At 68.8% G+C, this 19,254-nt stretch carries 21 protein-coding genes; 13 read left to right on the top strand and 8 right to left on the bottom strand.

The genetic code is table 11. From position 1 onward, the window contains the following. Positions 1 to 114: 114 nt before the first annotated feature. The 3 genes from E5671_RS36295 (at position 115) to E5671_RS36285 (ending at position 3,614) form a co-directional block, all read left to right on the top strand. Complete coding sequence (locus E5671_RS36295) at positions 115 to 993, top strand: NAD-dependent epimerase/dehydratase family protein (protein WP_237330312.1); 879 nt, start codon at positions 115 to 117, stop codon at positions 991 to 993. Positions 994 to 1,107: 114 nt separating this feature from the next. Continuing rightward, positions 1,108 to 2,145, top strand: coding sequence for a DMT family transporter (locus E5671_RS36290; RefSeq protein ID WP_160508094.1), 1,038 nt, complete (start codon positions 1,108 to 1,110; stop codon positions 2,143 to 2,145). A gap of 98 nt (positions 2,146 to 2,243) precedes the next feature. Beyond that, a complete protein-coding gene (locus E5671_RS36285) occupies positions 2,244 to 3,614 on the top strand; it encodes an amidohydrolase family protein (protein ID WP_160508092.1) in 1,371 nt (456 codons plus the stop codon). A 1,325-nt stretch (positions 3,615 to 4,939) separates the two neighbouring features. Here the strand turns inward: E5671_RS36285 and E5671_RS36280 are convergent. The 3 genes from E5671_RS36280 to E5671_RS45575 form a co-directional block, all read right to left on the bottom strand. Continuing rightward, complete coding sequence (locus E5671_RS36280) at positions 4,940 to 6,190, bottom strand: MFS transporter (RefSeq protein WP_336605950.1); 1,251 nt, start codon at positions 6,188 to 6,190, stop codon at positions 4,940 to 4,942. Between the two features lie 5 nt (positions 6,191 to 6,195). Then, positions 6,196 to 7,548 carry an NAD(P)-binding domain-containing protein gene (locus tag E5671_RS36275; RefSeq protein WP_160508090.1) on the bottom strand — a complete coding sequence of 451 codons (1,353 nt, stop codon included), beginning with the start codon at positions 7,546 to 7,548 and terminating at the stop codon, positions 6,196 to 6,198. Between the two features lie 77 nt (positions 7,549 to 7,625). Then, entirely contained in the window at positions 7,626 to 7,802 is a 177-nt protein-coding gene (locus E5671_RS45575; RefSeq protein ID WP_202121398.1) for a hypothetical protein, read from the bottom strand. An 85-nt stretch (positions 7,803 to 7,887) separates the two neighbouring features. Between E5671_RS45575 and E5671_RS36270 the strand changes: the two genes are divergently transcribed. Next, positions 7,888 to 8,253, top strand: coding sequence for an ArsR/SmtB family transcription factor (locus tag E5671_RS36270; RefSeq protein WP_160508088.1), 366 nt, complete (start codon positions 7,888 to 7,890; stop codon positions 8,251 to 8,253). 195 nt (positions 8,254 to 8,448) lie between these two features. Beyond that, complete coding sequence (gene pstS, locus E5671_RS36265) at positions 8,449 to 9,528, top strand: phosphate ABC transporter substrate-binding protein PstS (protein WP_336605949.1); 1,080 nt, start codon at positions 8,449 to 8,451, stop codon at positions 9,526 to 9,528. Between the two features lie 26 nt (positions 9,529 to 9,554). Here the strand turns inward: pstS and E5671_RS36260 are convergent, their stop codons facing one another. Genes E5671_RS36260 through E5671_RS36245 form a run of 4 tightly spaced genes read right to left on the bottom strand, consistent with a single transcriptional unit; the run spans position 9,555 to position 12,258 of the window. Then, the gene (locus tag E5671_RS36260) at positions 9,555 to 10,613 is read right to left on the bottom strand and encodes an ArsO family NAD(P)H-dependent flavin-containing monooxygenase (protein WP_160508086.1); all 1,059 of its coding nucleotides are present in this window, start codon (positions 10,611 to 10,613) and stop codon (positions 9,555 to 9,557) included. Then, a complete protein-coding gene (locus tag E5671_RS36255) occupies positions 10,610 to 10,810 on the bottom strand; it encodes a DUF2180 family protein (RefSeq protein WP_160508085.1) in 201 nt (66 codons plus the stop codon). The genes E5671_RS36260 and E5671_RS36255 overlap by 4 nt, the downstream gene beginning before the upstream one ends. Positions 10,811 to 10,819: 9 nt before the next feature. Further along, positions 10,820 to 11,947, bottom strand: a complete 1,128-nt coding sequence (gene arsB, locus E5671_RS36250) for an ACR3 family arsenite efflux transporter (protein WP_160508083.1) — start codon at positions 11,945 to 11,947, stop codon at positions 10,820 to 10,822. Further along, positions 11,947 to 12,258 carry an ArsR/SmtB family transcription factor gene (locus E5671_RS36245; RefSeq protein WP_160508081.1) on the bottom strand — a complete coding sequence of 104 codons (312 nt, stop codon included), beginning with the start codon at positions 12,256 to 12,258 and terminating at the stop codon, positions 11,947 to 11,949. Before E5671_RS36245 ends, arsB begins: the two co-directional genes overlap by 1 nt. Positions 12,259 to 12,367: 109 nt before the next feature. Between E5671_RS36245 and E5671_RS36240 the strand changes: the two genes are divergently transcribed. The 6 genes from E5671_RS36240 to E5671_RS36215 all read left to right on the top strand — a co-directional run bounded on the left by E5671_RS36240 (position 12,368) and on the right by E5671_RS36215 (position 17,786). Beyond that, a complete protein-coding gene (locus tag E5671_RS36240; protein ID WP_160508079.1) occupies positions 12,368 to 12,781 on the top strand; it encodes an arsenate reductase ArsC in 414 nt (137 codons plus the stop codon). Next, positions 12,778 to 13,767 (top strand): thioredoxin-disulfide reductase, encoded by a 990-nt coding sequence (gene trxB / locus E5671_RS36235; protein WP_160508077.1) that lies wholly within the window; start codon positions 12,778 to 12,780, stop codon positions 13,765 to 13,767. The genes E5671_RS36240 and trxB overlap by 4 nt, the downstream gene beginning before the upstream one ends. A 26-nt stretch (positions 13,768 to 13,793) precedes the next feature. After that, a complete protein-coding gene (gene trxA / locus E5671_RS36230; RefSeq protein ID WP_160508074.1) occupies positions 13,794 to 14,117 on the top strand; it encodes a thioredoxin in 324 nt (107 codons plus the stop codon). Between the two features lie 130 nt (positions 14,118 to 14,247). Beyond that, positions 14,248 to 14,625 (top strand): arsenite efflux transporter metallochaperone ArsD, encoded by a 378-nt coding sequence (gene arsD, locus E5671_RS36225; protein WP_160508072.1) that lies wholly within the window; start codon positions 14,248 to 14,250, stop codon positions 14,623 to 14,625. Between the two features lies 1 nt (position 14,626). Then, a complete protein-coding gene (gene arsA / locus E5671_RS36220; RefSeq protein ID WP_160508070.1) occupies positions 14,627 to 16,420 on the top strand; it encodes an arsenical pump-driving ATPase in 1,794 nt (597 codons plus the stop codon). Between the two features lie 160 nt (positions 16,421 to 16,580). After that, positions 16,581 to 17,786: an AlbA family DNA-binding domain-containing protein gene (locus E5671_RS36215; protein WP_160508068.1), complete on the top strand. Its 1,206-nt coding sequence runs from the start codon at positions 16,581 to 16,583 to the stop codon at positions 17,784 to 17,786. Positions 17,787 to 17,828: 42 nt separating this feature from the next. Here the strand turns inward: E5671_RS36215 and E5671_RS36210 are convergent, their stop codons facing one another. Next, positions 17,829 to 18,203, bottom strand: coding sequence for an ArsR/SmtB family transcription factor (locus E5671_RS36210; protein WP_160508066.1), 375 nt, complete (start codon positions 18,201 to 18,203; stop codon positions 17,829 to 17,831). 161 nt (positions 18,204 to 18,364) lie between these two features. On the opposite strand from E5671_RS36210, the gene E5671_RS36205 reads away from it, so the two are divergent. Together E5671_RS36205 and E5671_RS46605 are read left to right on the top strand one after the other, a co-directional pair. Continuing rightward, positions 18,365 to 19,036 carry an arsenate reductase/protein-tyrosine-phosphatase family protein gene (locus tag E5671_RS36205; protein WP_160508064.1) on the top strand — a complete coding sequence of 224 codons (672 nt, stop codon included), beginning with the start codon at positions 18,365 to 18,367 and terminating at the stop codon, positions 19,034 to 19,036. A gap of 46 nt (positions 19,037 to 19,082) precedes the next feature. Beyond that, positions 19,083 to 19,229 carry a hypothetical protein gene (locus E5671_RS46605; RefSeq protein ID WP_237330311.1) on the top strand — a complete coding sequence of 49 codons (147 nt, stop codon included), beginning with the start codon at positions 19,083 to 19,085 and terminating at the stop codon, positions 19,227 to 19,229. The last annotated feature ends 25 nt before the right edge of the window (positions 19,230 to 19,254 follow it).

Genomic DNA, 19,254 nt, shown 5'->3' with positions numbered 1-19,254 from the left:
GATTGGACTTTCGGAAACATTCGTTGGACACGATAGCCAATCGGGGCGACCGTTGCGTGCGGGCCACCACTTCGTCCAGGAAAACGTCAGTGACATCAGCGAAAGAGGATGACCATGCGTGTACTGCTCACCGGCGGCACCGGCTACATCGGAGCCTCGGTGCTCGACCGGCTCACCTCCGGCGGCCACCAGGTGACGGCCGTGGTCCGCTCCGCAGAGAAGGCCGAACTGGTGCGGGCCAAGGGCGCGGCGCCAGCGATTGCCGACCTGTCCGACGGTGAGGCCCTCCGGGGGCTCGCGGCCGCGAGCGACGGCGTGATCCACGTGGCGTCACCGGGTGACGAGAGCAGTGCGACCGTCGACGAGGTAGCCGTCACCGGCTTTCTGCGCGCACTGCGGGACACGGGCCGGCCCTTTGTCTACACCACCGGCGTCTGGCTGCATGGCAGCGGTTCCGCGATCACCGAGTCGACCGCCATGAACGCCCCGCGCCTGACCGCCTGGCGGGTGCCGCTTGCCAAGCAAGTACGTGACGCGCAGGGCGTCAGGACCTCAGTCATCGCACCGGCGGTGGTGCACGGGCACGGCGGCGGCCTGCTGAATCTCGTGGCCGCCGGCCCGCGCACCGCGGGGGACGCCCCGGCCCTCACCATGGTCGGGCCCGGTGACCAGCACTGGAGCACCGTGCACGTGGACGACCTGGCCGAGCTGTACGTGCTCGCGCTGGAGAAGGCCCCGGCCGGTTCGTACTTCTTCGGAGCCGACGGCGTGAACCCGACCGTACGGGAGATCACCGAAGCGGTGAGCCGCTCCGTCGGTCTGGCCGGACGGGTCGAGCCCGAGCCCGTCGTGCAGACACTCGACCGGCTCGGCCTGCTCGGCGAGGCCCTCCTGCTCGACCAGCAGGCCTCGGGCGACACCGCCCGGCGCGTGCTCGGCTGGTCGCCCCAAGGGCCGTCGATCCTCGACGACATCGCGCGTACGGACTTCTGAGCGAGAACCGCGTCACCCCGGGCTCCGCGGCGGGTGGGGCCCGACCGACACCCAGTGGCCGGACACAAGGCCCTGTCCGGCCGCCCCCTTCCTGCCTTACTGAAGGGCTTCGACATGACCATACCCACCGCACCGCCTGCGTCAGACCGCCGTCCTGCCGGATCCGGTCCGCCGTCACCGGGGCACTCCCGCCCGTCCGCGGCCCGCGGCGGTTTCCTGGCCGTCGCGGCGGCCATCGCCGCCGGAATGGTGGTACCGATACAGGCCCGGCTCAACGGCGAACTGAGCCAGCACCTCGATGACGGTATCGCCGCAGCGGCGATCAGCTTCTCGGGTGGATTCGTCCTGCTGTCCCTCGTTGCGGTCTTCTCCTCCGGACTGCGTGGCGCGCTGCGCCGAATGGCCGAGGCCGCCAGGGACGGCCGGCTTCCCCGCCGATATCTGCTGGCCGGTGTACTGGGCGGCACGTTCGCGCTGGCCCAGTCCACCGCCGCGCTGATCACCGGCATCGCCGTGTTCACCGTGTCGGCCATCGCCGGTCAGACCCTCGCCGGTCTGATCGTGGACGCCCAGGGCATCGGCGGCGGCTTGAGACAACACCCGGGCGCCGCCCGGCTCACGGGAGCGGCCGTCATCCTGGTGGCCGCAGTCGTGTCCGCGCTGCCCCGCTTCGCCGACACCCCAGCGCCAGCCACCATCGTCCTGCCAGCCCTCGCCGCGATAGCCGCCGGCTGCATGCTCGGCGTGCAGCAGGCCCTGAACGGTGCGTCGACCGCCGCGTCGGGGTCGCCGCTCGCCGCGACCTGGCTCAACTTCTTCGTCGGAGCGGTGTTTCTCACCGCCGCCTGGGGCGTGAAGACTCTCGTCCAGGGAACGTCGGGGCATCCGCTGCCCACCAGCTGGTGGGTCTACCTCGGCGGCCTGTGCGGCATGGTGTTCATCGGCGCCTCGGCATTTCTCGTACGCCGGATCGGTGTCCTGCTGCTGAGCATGGCCTCGATCGCGGGACAGCTGGCCAGTTCGATCGCCCTGGACTTCCTGGCACCCTCCGGCGGCCAGTCCCCCTCCGTCCTCACCGTTTTCGGGGCGTTGCTCACCTTCGTCGCTGTCTGGATCGCCTCCCGGCGCCCACGTGGCACCACCGGCAAGTGATCCACGTCCGTGTCCGGACCGGGCGCGGACCTGACCCACCGTCTCTTTCTCAACGGACAAGCAACACAGTGCTGCCCGCGGCACGGAAGGAACAACAGATGTCCCACAACCAGCCACAGAACAAGGAACGCATCCTGATCAAGGGCGCGTACCTGATGACGCAGGACGACAAGCTCGGCAACTTCGTGGGCGACGTCCTCGTCGCCGACGGCAGGATCGTCGAAGTCGGCCGGGAGCTGTCCGACGACCGGGCCCGGGTCGTCGACGGCACGGGGAACGCCGTGCTGCCCGGCTTCATCGACACCCACCGCCACAACTGGCAGGGGGCACTGCGCAACCTGGGCCCCGCCTGGACCTACGAGGAGTACCGCCGCAACGTACAGATCGGCCTCGGCCAGCACTTCGAGCCTCGGGACGTCCACGTCGGCAACCTGGCGGCGGACCTGATGTCCCTCGACTCCGGGGTGACGACCGTGCGGGACGAGTCCCACATCAGCAACAGCCCCGAGCATTCGGACGCGGCGATCGCGGCGCACTGGGAGTCGGGCATCCGCGCCGTCTTCGACCACGGCTGGCCGTCGACGGAGGCCGAGCAGTGGCAGTTCGGCAGCGATCGCACCCATCCCGCCGACATCCAGCGCATCCGCGACGAGGTGCTGTCCGACGATTCGGCGCGGGTCACGCTGAACGCGATGCTTCGCGGACCGGAGCTGTCCACCCCCGACGTCTCCGCGCACGACATCCGGCTGGCCCGGGAGCTGGGCCTGCGGATCAGCATGCACGTGGGGCTCGGTGAGTGGGGCTCGCAGCAGCAGGCCGTACGGCAGCTGGAGGAGTCGGGGCTGCTCGCCTCGGACATGACGTTCATCCACCTGTGCACCTCGACCGACGACGAGTTGAGGATGCTGGCGGCGCACGGGGCCACCGCGTCCGTGGCCGGCGCCCTGGAGGTCTTCATGCCGGGCCTCGGCCAGCCGGCCACCAACCGGCTGCTGGCCGCCGGTGTCCGGCCGAGCCTCAGCGTGGACACCGAAACGATCGTGAGCGGTGACATGTTCGGCGTCATGCGGGCAACGCTCGCCTACCAGCAGCTGATCCTCGCCGGCGCGGCCGGGCCCATGGACCGCGTCCCCGGGCTGCCGACCTTCGACGCCGCCGACCTGCTGTCCTTCGCGACCATCGAGGGCGCACGGGCCGCGGGCATCGACAACCGCACCGGCAGTCTGACCCCCGGCAAGGAGGCCGACCTGATCATGATCCGCCTCGACCACACCAACACGCTGCCCGCCACGGACTTCGCCGCCACGATCGTCGCGGGCGGCCACGCCGGCAACGTCGACCTGGTCATGGTGGCGGGTGAGGTCCTGAAGGAGAACGGTGTGCTGAAGGCCGGGGACGCCGTCTTCGACGAGGCCACGGCCTCCCGTGACCGGCTGTTCCACGCCGCCGGCCTGCCGCTCCCCGCCTGAGCCGACCGGTCCGGCCACGTTACCGCTCACCGACGGCGCGTGGCGTACTCGGTACAGACTCTCGTTCAGATGCCGGGAGTCAGGCGCACCCGCGCTTCCCCCATCCGGTGCTGTCACCGGGTGCGCGGTTCGCCGGAGGTGGGTGCGTAGCTGCGGCTCACGCAGGCTTTGGCAGGCATTCCCCGGAGCGGTCGCGTCCGACGCCCTCGCCGCAAAAACGACTCAGGCATCCTTCCACCCTGCCCGACCACTACCTTCAAAGCTCAATAGCCTGGCCTGACACTTGATCCGCTCCCGGGACAACTCGTCAGACGATCTACTCCGCAGACAGCCGTCGACGACCAGCGTGAGCCTCTCGCGAACCGGTCACACCAGCCCTTTGACCTGCGGCGTCAAGTTGGCGGAGGCTCAGTGGAGGTGCCTTTAGCCATGTCATGAGCTGATCCACTCAATAGCCGACCATGTCGTAAGGGGACGGAGCTGGGTGCGTTCGAGGTCTTCAGCCCTCGGATGCTGTCTTGCGGCCGGACGCCGACTCAGCGGGCGTTGTGGAAGATGACGCCGAGGGCACGCAGAAGCTGTCACAGCCCCTATGACCGGGGTCCTGGCTGTAACTGTATGACCAGGTGGAAGACCTTTCGGGTCGCCTCAGGGCTCCCCAATTCCTGGCCCACTTCAGCAGATCGCGGTATCCCGCCGCGGTGGCCGGGAACTCGCCGACGGCGAGCACTGTCGCTGTCAAGGAGAGCACCGCAGCCACATGGGCATCCTGGTGCGTGTCCACTCCCAGCACCACATCCCCCGCAGGGCGACGACGACGGATCTACGGAGCAGACGGCGTATTCGACGTGATCTTTGTGCGCATGGTCGATCCGGACATGCCTGTTCCCCTTCCGGTCCGACTGCGCGTCGCGTTGCCGGTACCGGGCTGCGTCAGGCGGTCAGAAACGTGAGGACGCCACAATGATCGGCAGGCCCCTATCGGGACACACCCCGCCGGCCCGGCACCGACAACGCACCGTCCCCGGCCAACAGCCGACACTGTGACACCAAGACACCACGGTCAAACAACACCTGAGTCAGACCCCGGACCCGGGACAGCACCCGCCCATCCTCCCGCCCTCTCACAACACCCGCACCCCTCGTGTTCCAACTCGACCGTCGACCGAGGCCATATGGCGGCTGGCGTTCGGAAATGGCAGGAAACGCGCATAGAAGAGACGCAGCAGGGACGTACGCGTTGCGGCAGACCTGTGTTCCTCCCAGAGCGACCCCCTGGGCTCGGGCCCCCAAGATCGGCAGCACCGCTATGTGCGGAGTGGGCGCTAGCGAATCTGAGACTCGGCCTCTCGGTTGCGCTGGAGGCTGGCGGAGCCGACCGCCAGGAGCGCTGCGGCGAGCGAGGTCACGGAGAGCACGGTGAACAACTCGGCGTAGCCGCCCAGTTGTTGGGCCAGGCTCGCTCCGGCCCAGGGTGCCAGTGCTGCGGCGACGGTCGCCGGGGCGGCCAGGAGTCCGGACAGGCGGCCGTAGTGGGTGGTGCCCCAGCGGTCGGTGATGGCGGTTGCCTGGAGGAGGGTGAGGTTGCCTCGGACGATGCCGGCCAGGACGGCCAGGAGGATGAGGAGCGGGATGGGGCCTGGGACGAGGCCGAGCGCCAGTGTGGTGGCCCCGCCGGCTGCGAGCAGCGCGGCGGTGCGGGTGGCAACGCCCGTGCGGCGGGCGAGGGTGGCGTAGAGGGTGCGGCCCAGGGTCTGTCCGGCTCCGCCAAGTCCCAGGGCCCAGGCTGCCGTTGTCGGATCTGCGCCACGTTCCGTCAGGAGTGGTACGAGGCCGATGACGACCCCGTACACGGCGAATCCCGACAGGGTGAAGGCGGCGGCGAGCAAGAGGAAGGGGCGCCCGCGCGCGATGCTGCGGTGCCCTTCGGCCGTCAGATGGTCGGGTTGTGGTGGCGCCGGTGGCCAGGGTGCGCGCAGTGCGAGGGCGTGGGCGGGGATCGTGATGAGGGCGAGGATCGCGGCGAGGACTGCGTAGGTCGCACGCCAGCTCAGGTGGTCCGCCAGGACAGCGGTCAGCGGGGCGAAGACGGTGGAGGCAAGGCCGCCCGCGAGGGTCACCACGGTGAGGGCGCGCACGCGGTGCGGGCCCCACCACCGGGTGAGGGCAGCGAACGCCGGGTGGTAGAAGGTGGCCGCCATGGCTACCCCGGCGAGCAGCCAGGCCGCGACGAAGGCCGCCAGGTTCGGGGCGGCCGCGATGGCCAGTACAGCCGTCACGGCAATGACCGAGCCCGCGGTCATCACCATGTGCGGGCCGCGGCGATCGAGGGCGCGCCCCACGGGTATTCCAGCGGCGGCGGATACGAGAAGGGCCCCTGAGAAGGCTGCGGTTGTGGCCGCCGTCGACCATCCCGTGTCGGCGGTGATGTGGGAGTTCAGGACGGGGAAGGCGTAGTAGACGATGCCCCAGCTGGTGATCTGGGTGGCGCACAGCGCGGGCAGAACAGCGCGCGGCCGCGAGCGGTCCGGTGTTCCGGTCGCGGCCGCGTCTGCGTCTGCGTCGGTGCGGGACACGGTGGTCAGCAACCGCCGGAGGTGATTGGCGCGCCGACGCCGAGCTGCACCACGGCCGGGGTGGCGCAGCAGCCCCCGCCGGACTCCTCCGCGCTCTCGGGCTCGTCGAACAGTCCGGCCCCGCCGCAGACGCCGCTTTCGGGGAGCGTCAACTCCACGCGCTCGGCGGCGTCTTGGTCGCCTGCGAGCGCCGCGGTGATCGAGCGGACCTGCTCGTATCCGGTCATGGCGAGGAAGGTGGGCGCGCGGCCGTAGCTCTTCATGCCGACGACGTACACGTCCTGCTCGGGGTGTGCGAGCTCCTTCGCGCCGTGGGGGTACACGGTGCCGCAGGAGTGGACGTTGGGGTCGATCAGCGGTGCGAGTTCGACCGGGGCCTCAAGGCGCTCGTCCAGGTTCAGGCGCAGTTCGGCCAGGACCGAGGTGTCGGGGCGGAAGCCGGTGAGGACGATGGCTTCATCGATGGGGTCGAGGCGGCGGCCGTCTTCCCCGACCAGGACGAGCTGCTCCGCGTCGCGTTCCACGGCCTGGGTGCGGAAGCCGGTGACCGCGCTGGCGTATCCGTCGTCGACGGCGGCCTTGGCTCGCAGGCCGAGGGCGCCGCGCGCGGGGAGCTGGTCGGACTCGCCGCCGCCGAAGGTCGAGCCGCCGATGCCGCGTCGCAGGATCCACACGGCGTGTGTGCCGGGGGCCTCCTTCGCCAGGTCTGCCAGGTACGCGAGGGCGGTGAAGGCCGAGGCGCCGGAGCCGACGACCGCGGTGCGCTTGCCCGCGTAGCGGGCCCGTACGGCAGGGTCCTTGAAGTCCGGGACGCGGTACGAGATGTGCTCGGCGGCGGCCTTCTCGCCGAGGGCGGGGAGGCCGTCGCCGCCCGCCGGACTGGGAGTGCTCCATGTGCCGGAGGCATCGATCACCGCGCGGGCCGTGAGCCGCTGCTCCGTCCCGTCGGCGTTCACCACGTGGACGGTGAAGAGCTGCTGCTCGCGTTCGGCGTCGACGACACGGTCACGGCCGACGCGGGAGACACCGGTGACCCGGGCGCCGAAGCGGACCTTGTCGCCGAGCACGTCCGCGAGCGGCTGAAGGTAGCGGGAGGCCCAGTCGCCACCGGAGGGATACGTCGCACCGTCCGGCTTCACCCAGCCCATCGGGGCCAGGAGCTTCTCCGCCGCCGGGTCCACAACCTCGGCCCAGGTCGAGAACAGCCGCACGTGCGACCACTCACGCACCGCCGCGCCCGCGGACGGGCCGGCCTCCAGGACCAGCGGTTCCAGGCCGCGGTCGACCAGGTGCGCGGCGGCGGCCAGGCCAATGGGGCCCGCACCGATGACGACTACCGGAAGCTGCTGCTCACTCATGACTGCTGTCTCCTCATGCACGGATGTTGCGTATGGCTGGGCGGGCGAAGGTGAAACGGGAGCGCCGGGGTGGCGGGTCAGCGGAGCGGACTGAAGTGAGTGACCGAAAGCTCCGTGCGGCGCCGGTGGGCGGTGGAGCGGCAGGCGGCGTCGCAGACCTGCGAGCAGCTGTCGCAGAAGCTGGTGCGGGCCAGGTGGCGGGCGGCGATGCGGGCACTGGTGTCGCTCAGCAGCGTGCGGATACGTATGGCCATGACGGCCTCCCTGATTCGACATCTATCGATGCGGCGTGATGGGGCCGAGCTTGCCATCTACATAGACGAGTGTCAACATAGACGTATGTCGAATATAAAGGTGCTGGAGCTCACCCCCGTCGTGACCGACGGCGGCATGGTGTGCTGCCCTCCCGTGGTCGAGAAGGAACTGTCCGCGCCGGACGCCGAGCGGATCTCGGCGATGTTCAAGGCGCTCGGCGATCCGGTGCGGCTCCGCCTGTTCTCGAAGGTCGCCTCGCACGCGGGCGGCGAGGCGTGCGTGTGCGACATCTCCGACGTCGGCGTGTCCCAGCCGACGGTCAGCCACCACCTGAAGAAGCTCAGGGATGCGGGCCTGCTCACTTCGGAGCGGCGCGGCACCTGGGTCTACTACAAGGTCGCCCCGCAGGCGCTGACCGTCCTGGCAGGTGTACTCACCGTCGCCCGCTGAAGCCGGGGCCTCCCCTTGCCCCCCGTACCGCAGCGCGTCGCTCGATGTTCGCCTTGACGCCACCCTTCGACTTCATTAATCGGCGAGCATCTATGTTCCATTCGCGGCATCCCGAGGGGGACAACGGTGCGGAGCGCACGCCCAAGACGTACGTATCAAGGCATCGGATCGATCGCTGCGATCTCACTGGCGACCGTGCTGTCGCTGGCCGGTTGCGGGTTGGCGGGCTTCGGCGAGGACGACGACGGCGGTGAGGGCCGCGCGTCCGCCGACCATGCTGCCGTCGCCGGGATCGATTGCGTGAAGAAGGGCCAGGTTTCCGGATCCGGGTCGACCGCCCAGCAGAACGCGATGAAGTACTGGATCAAGCAGTACCAACGCGCCTGCCCCGGCGTGCAGATCGCCTACAACCCGCTCGGCTCCGGAGCCGGCGGCGCCCAGTTCCTGCGGGGTGCGACCGCATTCGGCGGCTCCGACAGCGCGCTGAAGCCCGATCAGATCCAGCAGTCGAAGGAAGTGTGCCCGGGCGGCAGAGCGATCGACCTGCCGATGGTGGGTGGTCCTATCGCGATCGGGTACGACGTGCCCGGCGTGGACGACCTCGTCCTGGACGCACCGACCCTTGCCAAGATCTTCGACAAGCGGATCACCAGGTGGGACGACCCTGAGATCCAGGAGCTGAACCCCGGCGCCAAGCTGCCGTCGATTCCAGTGCGGCCCGTGCACCGGTCGGACGACTCAGGCACTACGCAGAACTTCCAGGCGTACCTCGCGGGCGCCGCCCCTGAGGTGTGGTCGTATCCGGCAGAGAAGTCCTGGCAGGGCAGGGGCGGTGAATCCGCCAGCGGGTCGAGCGGTGTCGCCTCGGAGGTGACCTCGGGATTTGGCGCGATCGGATACTTCGAGCTGTCCTTCGCCGCGGCCAGCCATATCAAGACCGTCAGCATCGACACGGGGGCGCCCGAGCCCGTCGTCCCGACACCCCAGACCGCATCAGACGGTATCGCTGCGGCCCAAGTCGCTGGCAGGGGCAAGGACATGACCCTGAAGTTCCGCTATCGGACCTCTGCGCCTGGCGCCTATCCGATCTCCTTGGTCACGTACGAGATCGTGTGCGACAAGGGCAACCAGAAGGAGACCCTGCCCGCCCTCAAGTCCTTCCTGACGTACACCGCGAGCGAGGAGGGGCAGAAGCACCTCTCCCGGATTCACTACGCTCCACTGCCGAGGTCCCTCGCGGACCAGGTGCGTCACGTGGTGCGCACGCTCTCCTGACGGATCGTGGCGTACGCGGATCAGCTCTACGGCGTGAGCAGTTCGGCGATTTCTCGGGTGGCATCGCGGGCCGGGCGGCCGACGCCGATGAGGGTGGCGGAGGCGGGCCCCGTCCAGTCGCCATAGCCGAGGAGATGGAGTCGAGGTTCGTCGATGGCGCGCGTCCCAGTGGTGGGGATGTGGCCGCGTGAGCCTCGGAGTTGGAGCGGGGCCAGGTGGGAGAGGGCGGGGCGGAAGCCCGTGCACCAGATGACCGCTTCGGCCTCGGCGAGGGTGCCGTCGGCCCACTGCACGCCATGCGGCGTGAGGCGGGTGAACATCGGTGACGCCTTGAGGAGCCCCGCGTCGCGGGCCTCGCGCACCGGCGGTACGGCGACGATGTCGCCCAGGGAGGCCACGCCGCCCGTGTCGCTGCGGCCCTCTTCGAGGGCTCGGCGGCGGGCGGTCGCCGCGTCGAACAGGGCGCGGCCGTCGATGTTGTCGGCGAGGAAGCGCGGTGGACGCTGGGTGACCCAGGTCAGCTCGGTGTCATACGCGAGATCGGCGGCGATCTGCGCGCCCGAGTTGCCGCCTCCGACCACGACAACGCGCTGCCCGGCGAAGTCGCGCGGTGTGCGGTACTCGACGGTGTGCAGTTGGCGGCCCCCGAAGACGTCCCGACCTGGGACAGCGGGAAGGAAAGGCCGCCACCAGGTGCCGGTCGCGCTGATGACGGCGCGGGCCAGCCAGGTGCCGGTGTCGCCCTCCACCCGCAGGAAGGCCCCGTCGCGGTGGACGCCGCGCACGGACACCGGCCGCACGACCGGGAGTCCGTACCGCTGCTCGTAGTCGGCCAGGTAGTGGACGACGTGACCGGCGTCCGGGTACATCTCGCCGCTCTGTACGGGCATGGGGCGGCCCGGCAGGGACGAGAAGGCTGCCGGGGAGAACAGGTGGAGAGAGTCCCAGGCGTGCTGCCACGCGCCGCCCGGCTCGGACCCCGCATCGAGGATGACGAAGTCCAGGCCCAGGCGGCGCAGGTAGTAGCCGGCGGCGAGCCCGGACTGGCCGCCGCCGATCACCACCACGTCAGCGTGCTGTGTCACGCCGCTCGTGCCTCCGCGCACTTGGGGCAGCGCACGGTGCGTGCCACGGCTTCGTCCGGAGCACCGAGCACCGTCCCGCGCCGAACAGGCCGTGCGTCCACGCGCGCGTGCGTCTCGCAGACGGCGGCTCCGCAGTCGTGGCAGACGCCGACGGCCGTGCTGGTCGTCGCCCGCTCTCGGCAGTCGAGGCAGTGCATCAGTACTCCTTACTCAGCGTTGTGACTACTGGGTGTCGTGATCGCGGACGCGGCGAACTTCTTCCGCCAGGCCAGCGCGACGTACACGAGCCCGATCAGAACGGGGACCTCGATGAGCGGACCGACGACGCCGGAGAGGGCCTGGCCGGACGTCACGCCGAAGGTGGCGATGGCGACGGCGATGGCCAGCTCGAAGTTGTTGCCCGCCGCAGTGAACGCGAGCGTCGTAGTGCGGTCGTAGGCGAGACCGAGGCCCTTGCCCAGCAGGAAGGTGCCGAAGAACATCACCGCGAAGTACACGAGCAGCGGCAGCGCGATCCGGACGACGTCCACCGGCTGCGAGGTGATCGTCTTGCCCTGCAGGGCGAAGAGGATGACGATCGTGAAGAGCAGCCCGTAGAGCGCCCAAGGACCGATCTTGGGAAGGAAGTTGGACTCGTACTTCTCGCGGCCGAGCTTCTTCTCGCCGATGCGGCGGGTGAGGAAGCCGGCGAGGAGTGGAACGCCGAGGAAGATGACGACGTTCAGTGCGATCTTCCACATGGAGATGTCGAGGTGCTCGCCGTCGCCCAGGCCCAGCCAGCCCGGGAGCAGGTCGAGGTAGAACCAACCCAGCAGGCCGAACGCGATGACCTGGAAGACCGAGTTCAGCGCGACCAGGACGGCCGCCGCTTCACGGTCGCCGCAGGCGAGGTCGTTCCAGATGATGACCATGGCGATACAGCGGGCGAGACCGACGATGATCAGGCCGGTGCGGTATTCGGGCAGGTCGGGCAGGAAGATCCAGGCAAGCGCGAACATGACGGCCGGGCCGACGATCCAGTTGATGACCAGCGACGACGCCATCAGCTTGCGGTCGCCGGTGACGGCGTCGAGCTTGTCGTAGCGGACCTTCGCCAGGACCGGGTACATCATGATCAGCAGGCCGATCGCGATCGGCAGGGAGATGCCCCCGATCTCGACCTTGGCGAGCGTGTCGTTCAGGCCCGGGATCAAGCGCCCGAGGCCCAGGCCGACGCCCATCGCGATGAGGATCCACACCGCGAGATAGCGGTCGAGTGTGGACAGCTTGGCGACGATCGAGGCATCCTCACCGCCCTGGGGCGGTGAGGTGGTGCCGGGTTCGGTCGCGGTCATCAGCAGGCTCGCTTTCGGTCGGTCTCGATGGTCGTGCGCGCGGTCTCGGCGAGGTCGCCGAACATCCCCGCGAGGCCGTCGAGGACCTCGGGGTGGAGCTTGTAGTAGGTGAAGCGGCCGCACGGCTCGGTCTCCACCACGCCCGCCTCGCGCAGTACGCGCAGATGGTTGGAGAGGTTCGTCTGCCGGGCGCCCGTCTCCTCCACGAGATGGCTCGTACAGAGGGTCTCGTGGGCGAGCAGGGTCACGATCTGAAGCCTGAGCGGGTCGGCAATCACCCGGATCAGGTCAGTGTTGGCTGACGTCATCATGGACTGATACTGTCACATCAGTTCACGGTGATGCCACCGGGTGCTGATATCAATCGAGCCTGACTTCGTCGCGTAGATCCGCGAGACCGCGAGACAAGAGAGACCTCTGATGTCTGAGAAGCCCTCCGTCCTGTTCGTCTGTGTCCACAACGCCGGCCGTTCCCAGATGGCCGCGGCCTGGCTGACGCACCTGGCGGGTGACCGCGTCGAGGTCCGCTCGGCCGGCTCCAACCCGGGCGACGCCGTTAACCCGGCCGCCGTCGAGGCCATGCGCGAGGTCGGTATCGACATCTCCGCCGAGACCCCCAAGATTCTGACGGTCGACGCTGTCAAGGAGTCGGACGTCTGCATCACGATGGGCTGCGGCGACACCTGCCCCGTCTTCCCCGGCAAGCGCTACCTCGACTGGAAGCTCGAGGACCCGGCAGGCCAGGGTGTCGAGGCCGTCCGCCCGATCCGCGATGAGATCAAGGCCATGGTCGAGGGTCTGATCGCTGAGATCGCCCCGGAGAAGACGGCATGAGCACCGACACCGACATACACAACGTCATCGTCATCGGTTCCGGCCCTTCCGGCTACACCGCTGCGATGTACGCGGCGCGCGCCCAGCTGAAGCCCGTCGTCTTCGGCAGTTCGATCTTCGTCGGCGGAGCGCTCACCACCACTACTGAGGTGGAGAACTTCCCCGGGTTCCCCGAAGGCATCGACGGCCCGGTCCTCATGGAGAACATGCGGGCCCAGGCCGAGCGCTTCGGCGCCGTGATGATCGACGACGACATCGTGTCCGTCGACCTGACCGGCGACATCAAGGAGCTCACCGACAGCGAGGGCACCGTCCACCGGGCGAAGGCCGTGATCGTCTCGACCGGCTCCGGCTACCGCAAGCTCGGCCTGCCGAACGAGGACGCGCTCTCGGGCCGCGGTGTCTCCTGGTGCGCGACCTGCGACGGCTTCTTCTTCCGTGACCGCGACATCGTCGTGGTCGGCGGCGGGGACACGGCGATGGAGGAGGCCACCTTCCTCACCCGGTTCGCCAAGTCGGTGACCGTCGTCCACCGACGCTCGGCTCTGCGGGCCTCCCAGGTCATGCAGAATCGCGCGTTCGCCGATGACAAGATCTCCTTCGCCTTCGACAGTGAGATCGCCGAGATCAAGGAAGAGAAAGGCATGCTCGCAGGGGTCGTGCTCCGCGACACCATCACCGGGAAAACCCGGGACCTGGACGCGACGGGCCTGTTCATCGCGATCGGTCACGACCCGCGCACCGAACTCTTCAAGGGCCAACTGGAGTTGGACGACGAGGGTTACCTCAAGGTCGAGTCCCCCTCCACCCGTACGAACATCCCCGGCGTCTTCGGTGCGGGCGATGTCGTCGACCACACCTACCGCCAGGCCATCACCGCCGCTGGTTCCGGCTGTGCGGCCGCCCTGGACGCCGAGCGCTACCTCGCCGCCCTCGCCGACACCGAGAAGACCGCCGAGCCGGCCATGGCTGCGGCCGCGGTCTGATCGACCCGACACACCAGGAGGCCCTCATGGCTCTCAAGAACGTGACCGACGATTCCTTCGAAGCGGACGTCCTCAAGAGCGACAAGCCCGTCCTCGTCGACTTCTGGGCGGCCTGGTGCGGCCCCTGCCGCCAGCTCGCCCCGTCCCTCGAAGCCATCGCGGCCGAGCATGGCGAGCAGATCGAGATCGTCAAGCTCAACATCGACGAGAACCCGGCCACCGCCGCCAAGTACGGCGTCATGTCGATCCCGACCATGAACGTCTACGTTGGCGGCGAGGTCGCCAAGACCATCGTCGGCGCCAAGCCGAAGGCCGCACTCGAGCGCGACCTCAAGCACTTCCTCGGCTGACCGCAGCTTCAAGGAGGGGTCTCCAGGGCCCCTCACTCCCCCACCCAGGCATGCAACAGACTTGGATGACGCATGCCGAAGCGGCTGATCCCTCACCACCGGGGCGGCCCATCTCACGAAGGAGCCATGAATGTCCGCTGTCGAGGTGTACGACCCGGCGATGTGCTGTTCCACCGGTGTCTGCGGACCGTCGGTCGACCCGGCGCTGACCCAGTTCGCCGCTGACATCGAGTGGCTCGGCACCGCCGGTGTCGAAGTGAACCGCTTCGGGCTGTCGACCGACCCCGGCAAGTTCGTCGCGGACTCCCAGGTGAACTCGCTCCTGAAGGAGAAGGGCGACGACGCACTGCCCGCCGTCCTCGTCGACGGCGTCGTGCGCTGCTCAGGCCGGTACCCCACCCGCGTGGAACTGGCCGAGTGGACCGGTGCGCCCACGGAACGTCCTGGCCTCATGATGATCCAGGACTCCGGCGCCGACGGCGGCTGCTGCGGCCCGGAGGGCTGCTGACATGACCCTCGCCGCACCGTCCGCTGTTCTCGGTGGCCTGCGCGCCACCGCGACGCCGTATCTGTTCTTCACCGGCAAGGGCGGTGTCGGCAAGACGTCGACCTCCTCGGCGGCCGCCGTCGGTCTTGCCGACGCCGGCCGCAAGGTGCTCCTGGTCAGCACCGACCCGGCCTCCAACCTCAACGAGGTCCTGGGAGCCGAGGCCGGACAGGAACCCACACCCGTCCCCGGCGTGCCAGGGCTGTACGCGATGAACATCGACCCAGCCGCCGCCGCAGCGCAGTACCGCGAGAAGGTCGTCGGACCCTACCGAGCGGCCCTCCCCGCCTCGGCGATCGCCCAGATCGAGGAGCAGCTCTCCGGAGCGTGCACCGTCGAGATCGCCGCCTTCAACGAGTTCGTCGCGCTGCTGACCGACCCGGAGATCGCGACCCGGTTCGATCACGTCGTCTTCGACACCGCGCCGACCGGACACACCATCCGGCTGCTCAGCCTGCCGGCCGCGTGGTCCGACTTCCTGATCACCAACCCCGGCGGCGCCTCCTGCATCGGACCGCTGGCCGAGTTGGGCGCACAGCAGCAGCGGTACGCCCAGGCGATGGAGGCGCTCGCCGACCCGGCGCGCACCACCGTTGTCCTGGTCACCCGCCCCGATACCGGCCCCCTGGAGGAGGCGGGGCGCACCGCCTCGGAGCTACGTGCCCTCGGCATCGGCCACCAGCGCCTGGTCATCAACGGCGTGTTCACCGCCGAGCGCCAGGACGACCCCCTGGCGGTCGCCTGGCAGCGGCGCGCAGAGGAGGCGCTGGCCCAGCTGCCCTCCGGCCTGGCCGACATCACCGAGGTGGACCGAGTGCCACTGCTGGCCGTCCCGCCCATCGGGCTCTCCGCACTGCGCGCCATGCTCGCCCCGCAGACGGCCGCTGAGCCGCTCACTGCTACGCACGCCCCGGGAGTCGAGACCACGGGGCTTGGCCCGCTGGTGGACGAGATCGCCGACGGCGGCAGCGGCCTGGTGATGACGATGGGCAAAGGCGGGGTCGGCAAGACCACCGTGGCCGCCGCGGTTGCTGCCGACCTCGCCCGCCGCGGACATCCGGTCACGCTGACCACCACCGACCCGGCGGCCCATGTCGAGATGATCGCGGGCGCCGGGAGCGCGAACATGCGGATCACCCGCATCGACCCCGCCGCCGAAACCGCGGCCTACACCGCCGCCGTGCTGGCACAGGCCAGTACGAGCCTGGACGAGGACGCCCTCAGGCTGATGGCCGAGGACCTGGACTCCCCGTGCACCGAGGAGATCGCGGTCTTCTACGCCTTCGCCCGCACTGTGGCCGAAGCCGCCGACCGGTTCGTCGTGGTCGACACCGCCCCCACCGGACACACGCTCCTGCTGCTCGACGCCTCCCGGGACTACCAGCGGCAACTGTCCCAGCAGACGGGGCAGACGCCGCCCGCGGAAGCCATGGAGCTCCTTAACCGGCTGACCGATCCGGACTACACCCGGATTCTGCTGGTGACACTGCCGGAAGCGACTCCGGTGCACGAGGCCGCAGCCTTGCAGGCCGACCTCAACCGGGCAGGCATCAAACCGTTCGCCTGGGTGGTGAACCAGAGCCTCGCCGTCGCCTCACCAGTCGACCCCCTCCTCGCGGCCAAGGCCGACGCCGAATGCCGCTACCTCACCGAGGTCACCACGGAGCACGCCGAGCGCACAGCAGTCCTTCCATGGACGGCGGCTCCGCCCATCGGCACGGAGCGGCTGGTCGAACTGGCCGCAGGCGGCCGGTAATACAGCAAGCGGTGGGCCGCGCCGGTGAGGCTTCAGCATTTGGGGCGCGCCAATTTGCCCGCGCCTGGATGGCATCCACCTCTAAAGTGGCGCAATGGCGCGCTCTTGGACTCGGCTGCACGAGCAGCTCGGTCAACCTCCTGGTCCTCTCTCGTACGACATGGTCACCGCCGCCGTGGCAGACAGGTTGGACGAGAAGGACGACCTCGACTGGAAGGAAAAGCTGCCGAGCTTCGCGCCAAAGCCAGGGATCTGGAACGAGTTTGCCAAGGACGTCGCCGCCATGGCGAACACTCGCGGCGGGCTGCTCGTGTACGGCGTCAGCGACCAGATTGAGCTGGTCGGCGTCGACTTGGCGATGGTCGACAAGAAGCAGATGCTCAGTGCCGTGCGCAACGGCATCCAGCCCTACATCTCCGGCGTCGACTTCATCGAATTGCCTGCCCCGGGCGGCGGCGGTCCAGACTTCCTGGTCGTCGATATCCCGCCTAGCGAGATGGCGCCGCACTTTCAGTACGGCTGGGAGCAGAAGGACAAGGACCGGGTCACCTTCAACGCGCCGTACCGGATCAACGACGACACCTTCTACATGACCGAGCACCAGGTTGCCCGCGCCTACCAGGACCGCTTCACCCGCCGGGTCACCGCCGATGCACTCCTCAAGGAACGCCTCGTACAGGCAACAGAGATCGTCTTGAGTGAATCGCCGGAGGCCCACGCTTGGTTGGTCATCGTCACCCAGCTCACCCGCCCCGTCCCTCACCTGGTGCCGCGGCCGCTCCAGGCTGAGGCCAGAGAGGTGCTTCAGCTGGCGATCAGGAAGGCCGTTCGGGTCGGGGGTGCCACTGGTCGGCCAACGGTCCTATCTGGCCGTCTGGCTGACGATTTGCGTGTCGGTCTACGCCGGTGGACCGGGAGCAACTTTCTTACCTCTGACTACCGCAGCCTCAGCTCCGGGAAGCGGGGCGTTCTAGTCGAGCTCCATCACGACGGGGCAGTCGTGGTCGGAGTGGACTTGAGTACGCGCCTGGCTGCTGGAGACGACATCGCTGTCGACACGGGGGAACTGGGTGCTGTCGCCCAGGAAGCTGTCACCCTGGCCGATACCCACCGTCTGCATCGTGCTCCTGACACCGCTGTCGAGATCACCGCCGCGGTGCCAACAGCCCACACGAACCGGCGCATCGTCCCGTTCGAACGCGAATTCGGCATGTCGGCACCAGCCGAGGGGGCGCGGCACCCGAGGCACCTGCTGCCCTCATCCACCGAGCTGGCCCCCAACGCCGACGACGAGACCCTGCGGTCGTGCGCCCACGAGCTCGCCGACGGCCTCCTCCACCAATTCGGGATCGACTTCCAACGCTGACCGCGAAGCCTCGATCCTGCGCACCGGCGCTGCGGCGGTAGGTCAGACAGTCACAGGCTCAAGGATTTCGCGGACCCTGCGCAGACCTTCGTGATTCAGCGAGTACCAGGACCAGGTGCCCCGGCGTTCACGGTCGAGGATGCCTGCCTCGGTCATGATCTTCAGGTGATGGCTGACCGTCGGCTGCCGGAATCCCAGGCAGTCAGCGAGGTCGCATACACACGCCTCGCCGCTCGGCGCGCGTTCGATCAGGCGGAGGATCTGCAGACGCGTGGGGTCGGCGATGGCCTTCAACGCCGCCGCAAGCCGTTCGGCCTCATCGCGGTCGATCAGCAGGCATGCGAGAGCTGGAGTGCACGTTTCTGCTGCCGCGTCGTCCGGCGTCGTCTCCGATGCGCTCAATGCAGTGATGGCCATCTATTCACCATAAGCGCCGGTCAAGTGGGCCCCATGTGGTCGAGACCACAGCTGGGACCTTGTTCACCCACCGTTCACCTTCGCTTCCGCCTATGCAGAACATAGACAAGTAACTATCCTCCGAGGTGGGGGAGGATCGATCCCGGAGGAGGATCTGCCGCATGGATGAGCTGGCCCCACTTGGCCGCCGCACTCCGCCGCTGCGGGATCTCGGTCCCGTACTGGAACGCATCACGGCCCGCCTGGCCGCGCGGTACAGCAGGTCGTTCTCGCGGGAAACGGTCGAGAGCTACGTCGAGGAGTGCTCCTGGCAGCTCTCGGCAAAGTCCCGTGTGGGGCACCATCTGCCGGTACTGGTCGAGCGGTTCGCCGATCAGCGGCTCGGTGCGCTGGCACGGGGCCGAGGGCTTTCGCCGAAGCCGGTGCCCGAGGTGCTGTTCGTGTGTACGGAGAACGCGGGGCGGTCTCAGTTGGCCGCTGCTCTGATGCGCCACCGGGCAGGCGATGGGATCCGCGTGCTCAGCGCCGGGTCCGAGCCGGGTACGGAGATCGCCCCGGTGGTGTTGTGGCTCCTTGGCGAGCAAGGGCTGGGCGTGGGCGGGGAGTTCCCGAAGCCGCTGACCGCCGAGGTCGTCACGGCCGCCGACGTGGTGGTGACCCTGGGGTGCGGTGACGCGTGCCCCGTGCGACCGGGGCGCCGCTATCTCGACTGGGATCTGCCAGACCTGGCCGGTCTGGACATCGAGAGCGCTCGTGCGGTGCGGGACGGATTGGCCGTACGCATAGCCGCACTGGTGCGCGAGCTGTTGCCCACCGCGCCGGCCCAGGTATGAGTTGCTCCGGCACAGGGGTGAGCCTAGGTTCGGCAGCCTGACTCGTGTGATCGCCATCGGCGGGAGCGACGCCGGAATCAGCACCGCGCTTCGGGCCCGGGAACTCGACCCGGACAATGAGGTCACCGTAGTGGTGGCCGACGCCTACCCCCAACTTCTCGATCTGCGGCATCCCTTAATACGTATCCGGTGAAGTGCCCCACTAGAGCGACCTCGCA

Source organism: Streptomyces sp. BA2 (assembly GCF_009769735.1).
Lineage (GTDB): Bacteria > Actinomycetota > Actinomycetes > Streptomycetales > Streptomycetaceae > Streptomyces.
Note: the sequence above shows the minus strand (reverse complement) of the source record. Positions and strands in the feature narration are given on the sequence as shown.

Bases quoted from the DNA above. Each gene is read 5' to 3' on its own strand.
- E5671_RS36295 (WP_237330312.1), top strand. From the start codon at position 115: ATGCGTGTACTGCTCACCGGCGGCACCGGCTACATCGGAGCCTCGGTG.
- E5671_RS36290 (WP_160508094.1), top strand. From the start codon at position 1,108: ATGACCATACCCACCGCACCGCCTGCGTCAGACCGCCGTCCTGCCGGA.
- E5671_RS36285 (WP_160508092.1), top strand. From the start codon at position 2,244: ATGTCCCACAACCAGCCACAGAACAAGGAACGCATCCTGATCAAGGGC.
- E5671_RS36275 (WP_160508090.1), bottom strand. From the start codon at position 7,548: ATGAGTGAGCAGCAGCTTCCGGTAGTCGTCATCGGTGCGGGCCCCATT.
- E5671_RS45575 (WP_202121398.1), bottom strand. From the start codon at position 7,802: ATGGCCATACGTATCCGCACGCTGCTGAGCGACACCAGTGCCCGCATC.
- E5671_RS36270 (WP_160508088.1), top strand. From the start codon at position 7,888: ATGTCGAATATAAAGGTGCTGGAGCTCACCCCCGTCGTGACCGACGGC.
- E5671_RS36255 (WP_160508085.1), bottom strand. From the start codon at position 10,810: ATGCACTGCCTCGACTGCCGAGAGCGGGCGACGACCAGCACGGCCGTC.
- arsB (WP_160508083.1), bottom strand. From the start codon at position 11,947: ATGACCGCGACCGAACCCGGCACCACCTCACCGCCCCAGGGCGGTGAG.
- E5671_RS36245 (WP_160508081.1), bottom strand. From the start codon at position 12,258: ATGATGACGTCAGCCAACACTGACCTGATCCGGGTGATTGCCGACCCG.
- E5671_RS36240 (WP_160508079.1), top strand. From the start codon at position 12,368: ATGTCTGAGAAGCCCTCCGTCCTGTTCGTCTGTGTCCACAACGCCGGC.
- trxB (WP_160508077.1), top strand. From the start codon at position 12,778: ATGAGCACCGACACCGACATACACAACGTCATCGTCATCGGTTCCGGC.
- trxA (WP_160508074.1), top strand. From the start codon at position 13,794: ATGGCTCTCAAGAACGTGACCGACGATTCCTTCGAAGCGGACGTCCTC.
- arsD (WP_160508072.1), top strand. From the start codon at position 14,248: ATGTCCGCTGTCGAGGTGTACGACCCGGCGATGTGCTGTTCCACCGGT.
- arsA (WP_160508070.1), top strand. From the start codon at position 14,627: ATGACCCTCGCCGCACCGTCCGCTGTTCTCGGTGGCCTGCGCGCCACC.
- E5671_RS36215 (WP_160508068.1), top strand. From the start codon at position 16,581: ATGGTCACCGCCGCCGTGGCAGACAGGTTGGACGAGAAGGACGACCTC.
- E5671_RS36210 (WP_160508066.1), bottom strand. From the start codon at position 18,203: ATGGCCATCACTGCATTGAGCGCATCGGAGACGACGCCGGACGACGCG.
- E5671_RS36205 (WP_160508064.1), top strand. From the start codon at position 18,365: ATGGATGAGCTGGCCCCACTTGGCCGCCGCACTCCGCCGCTGCGGGAT.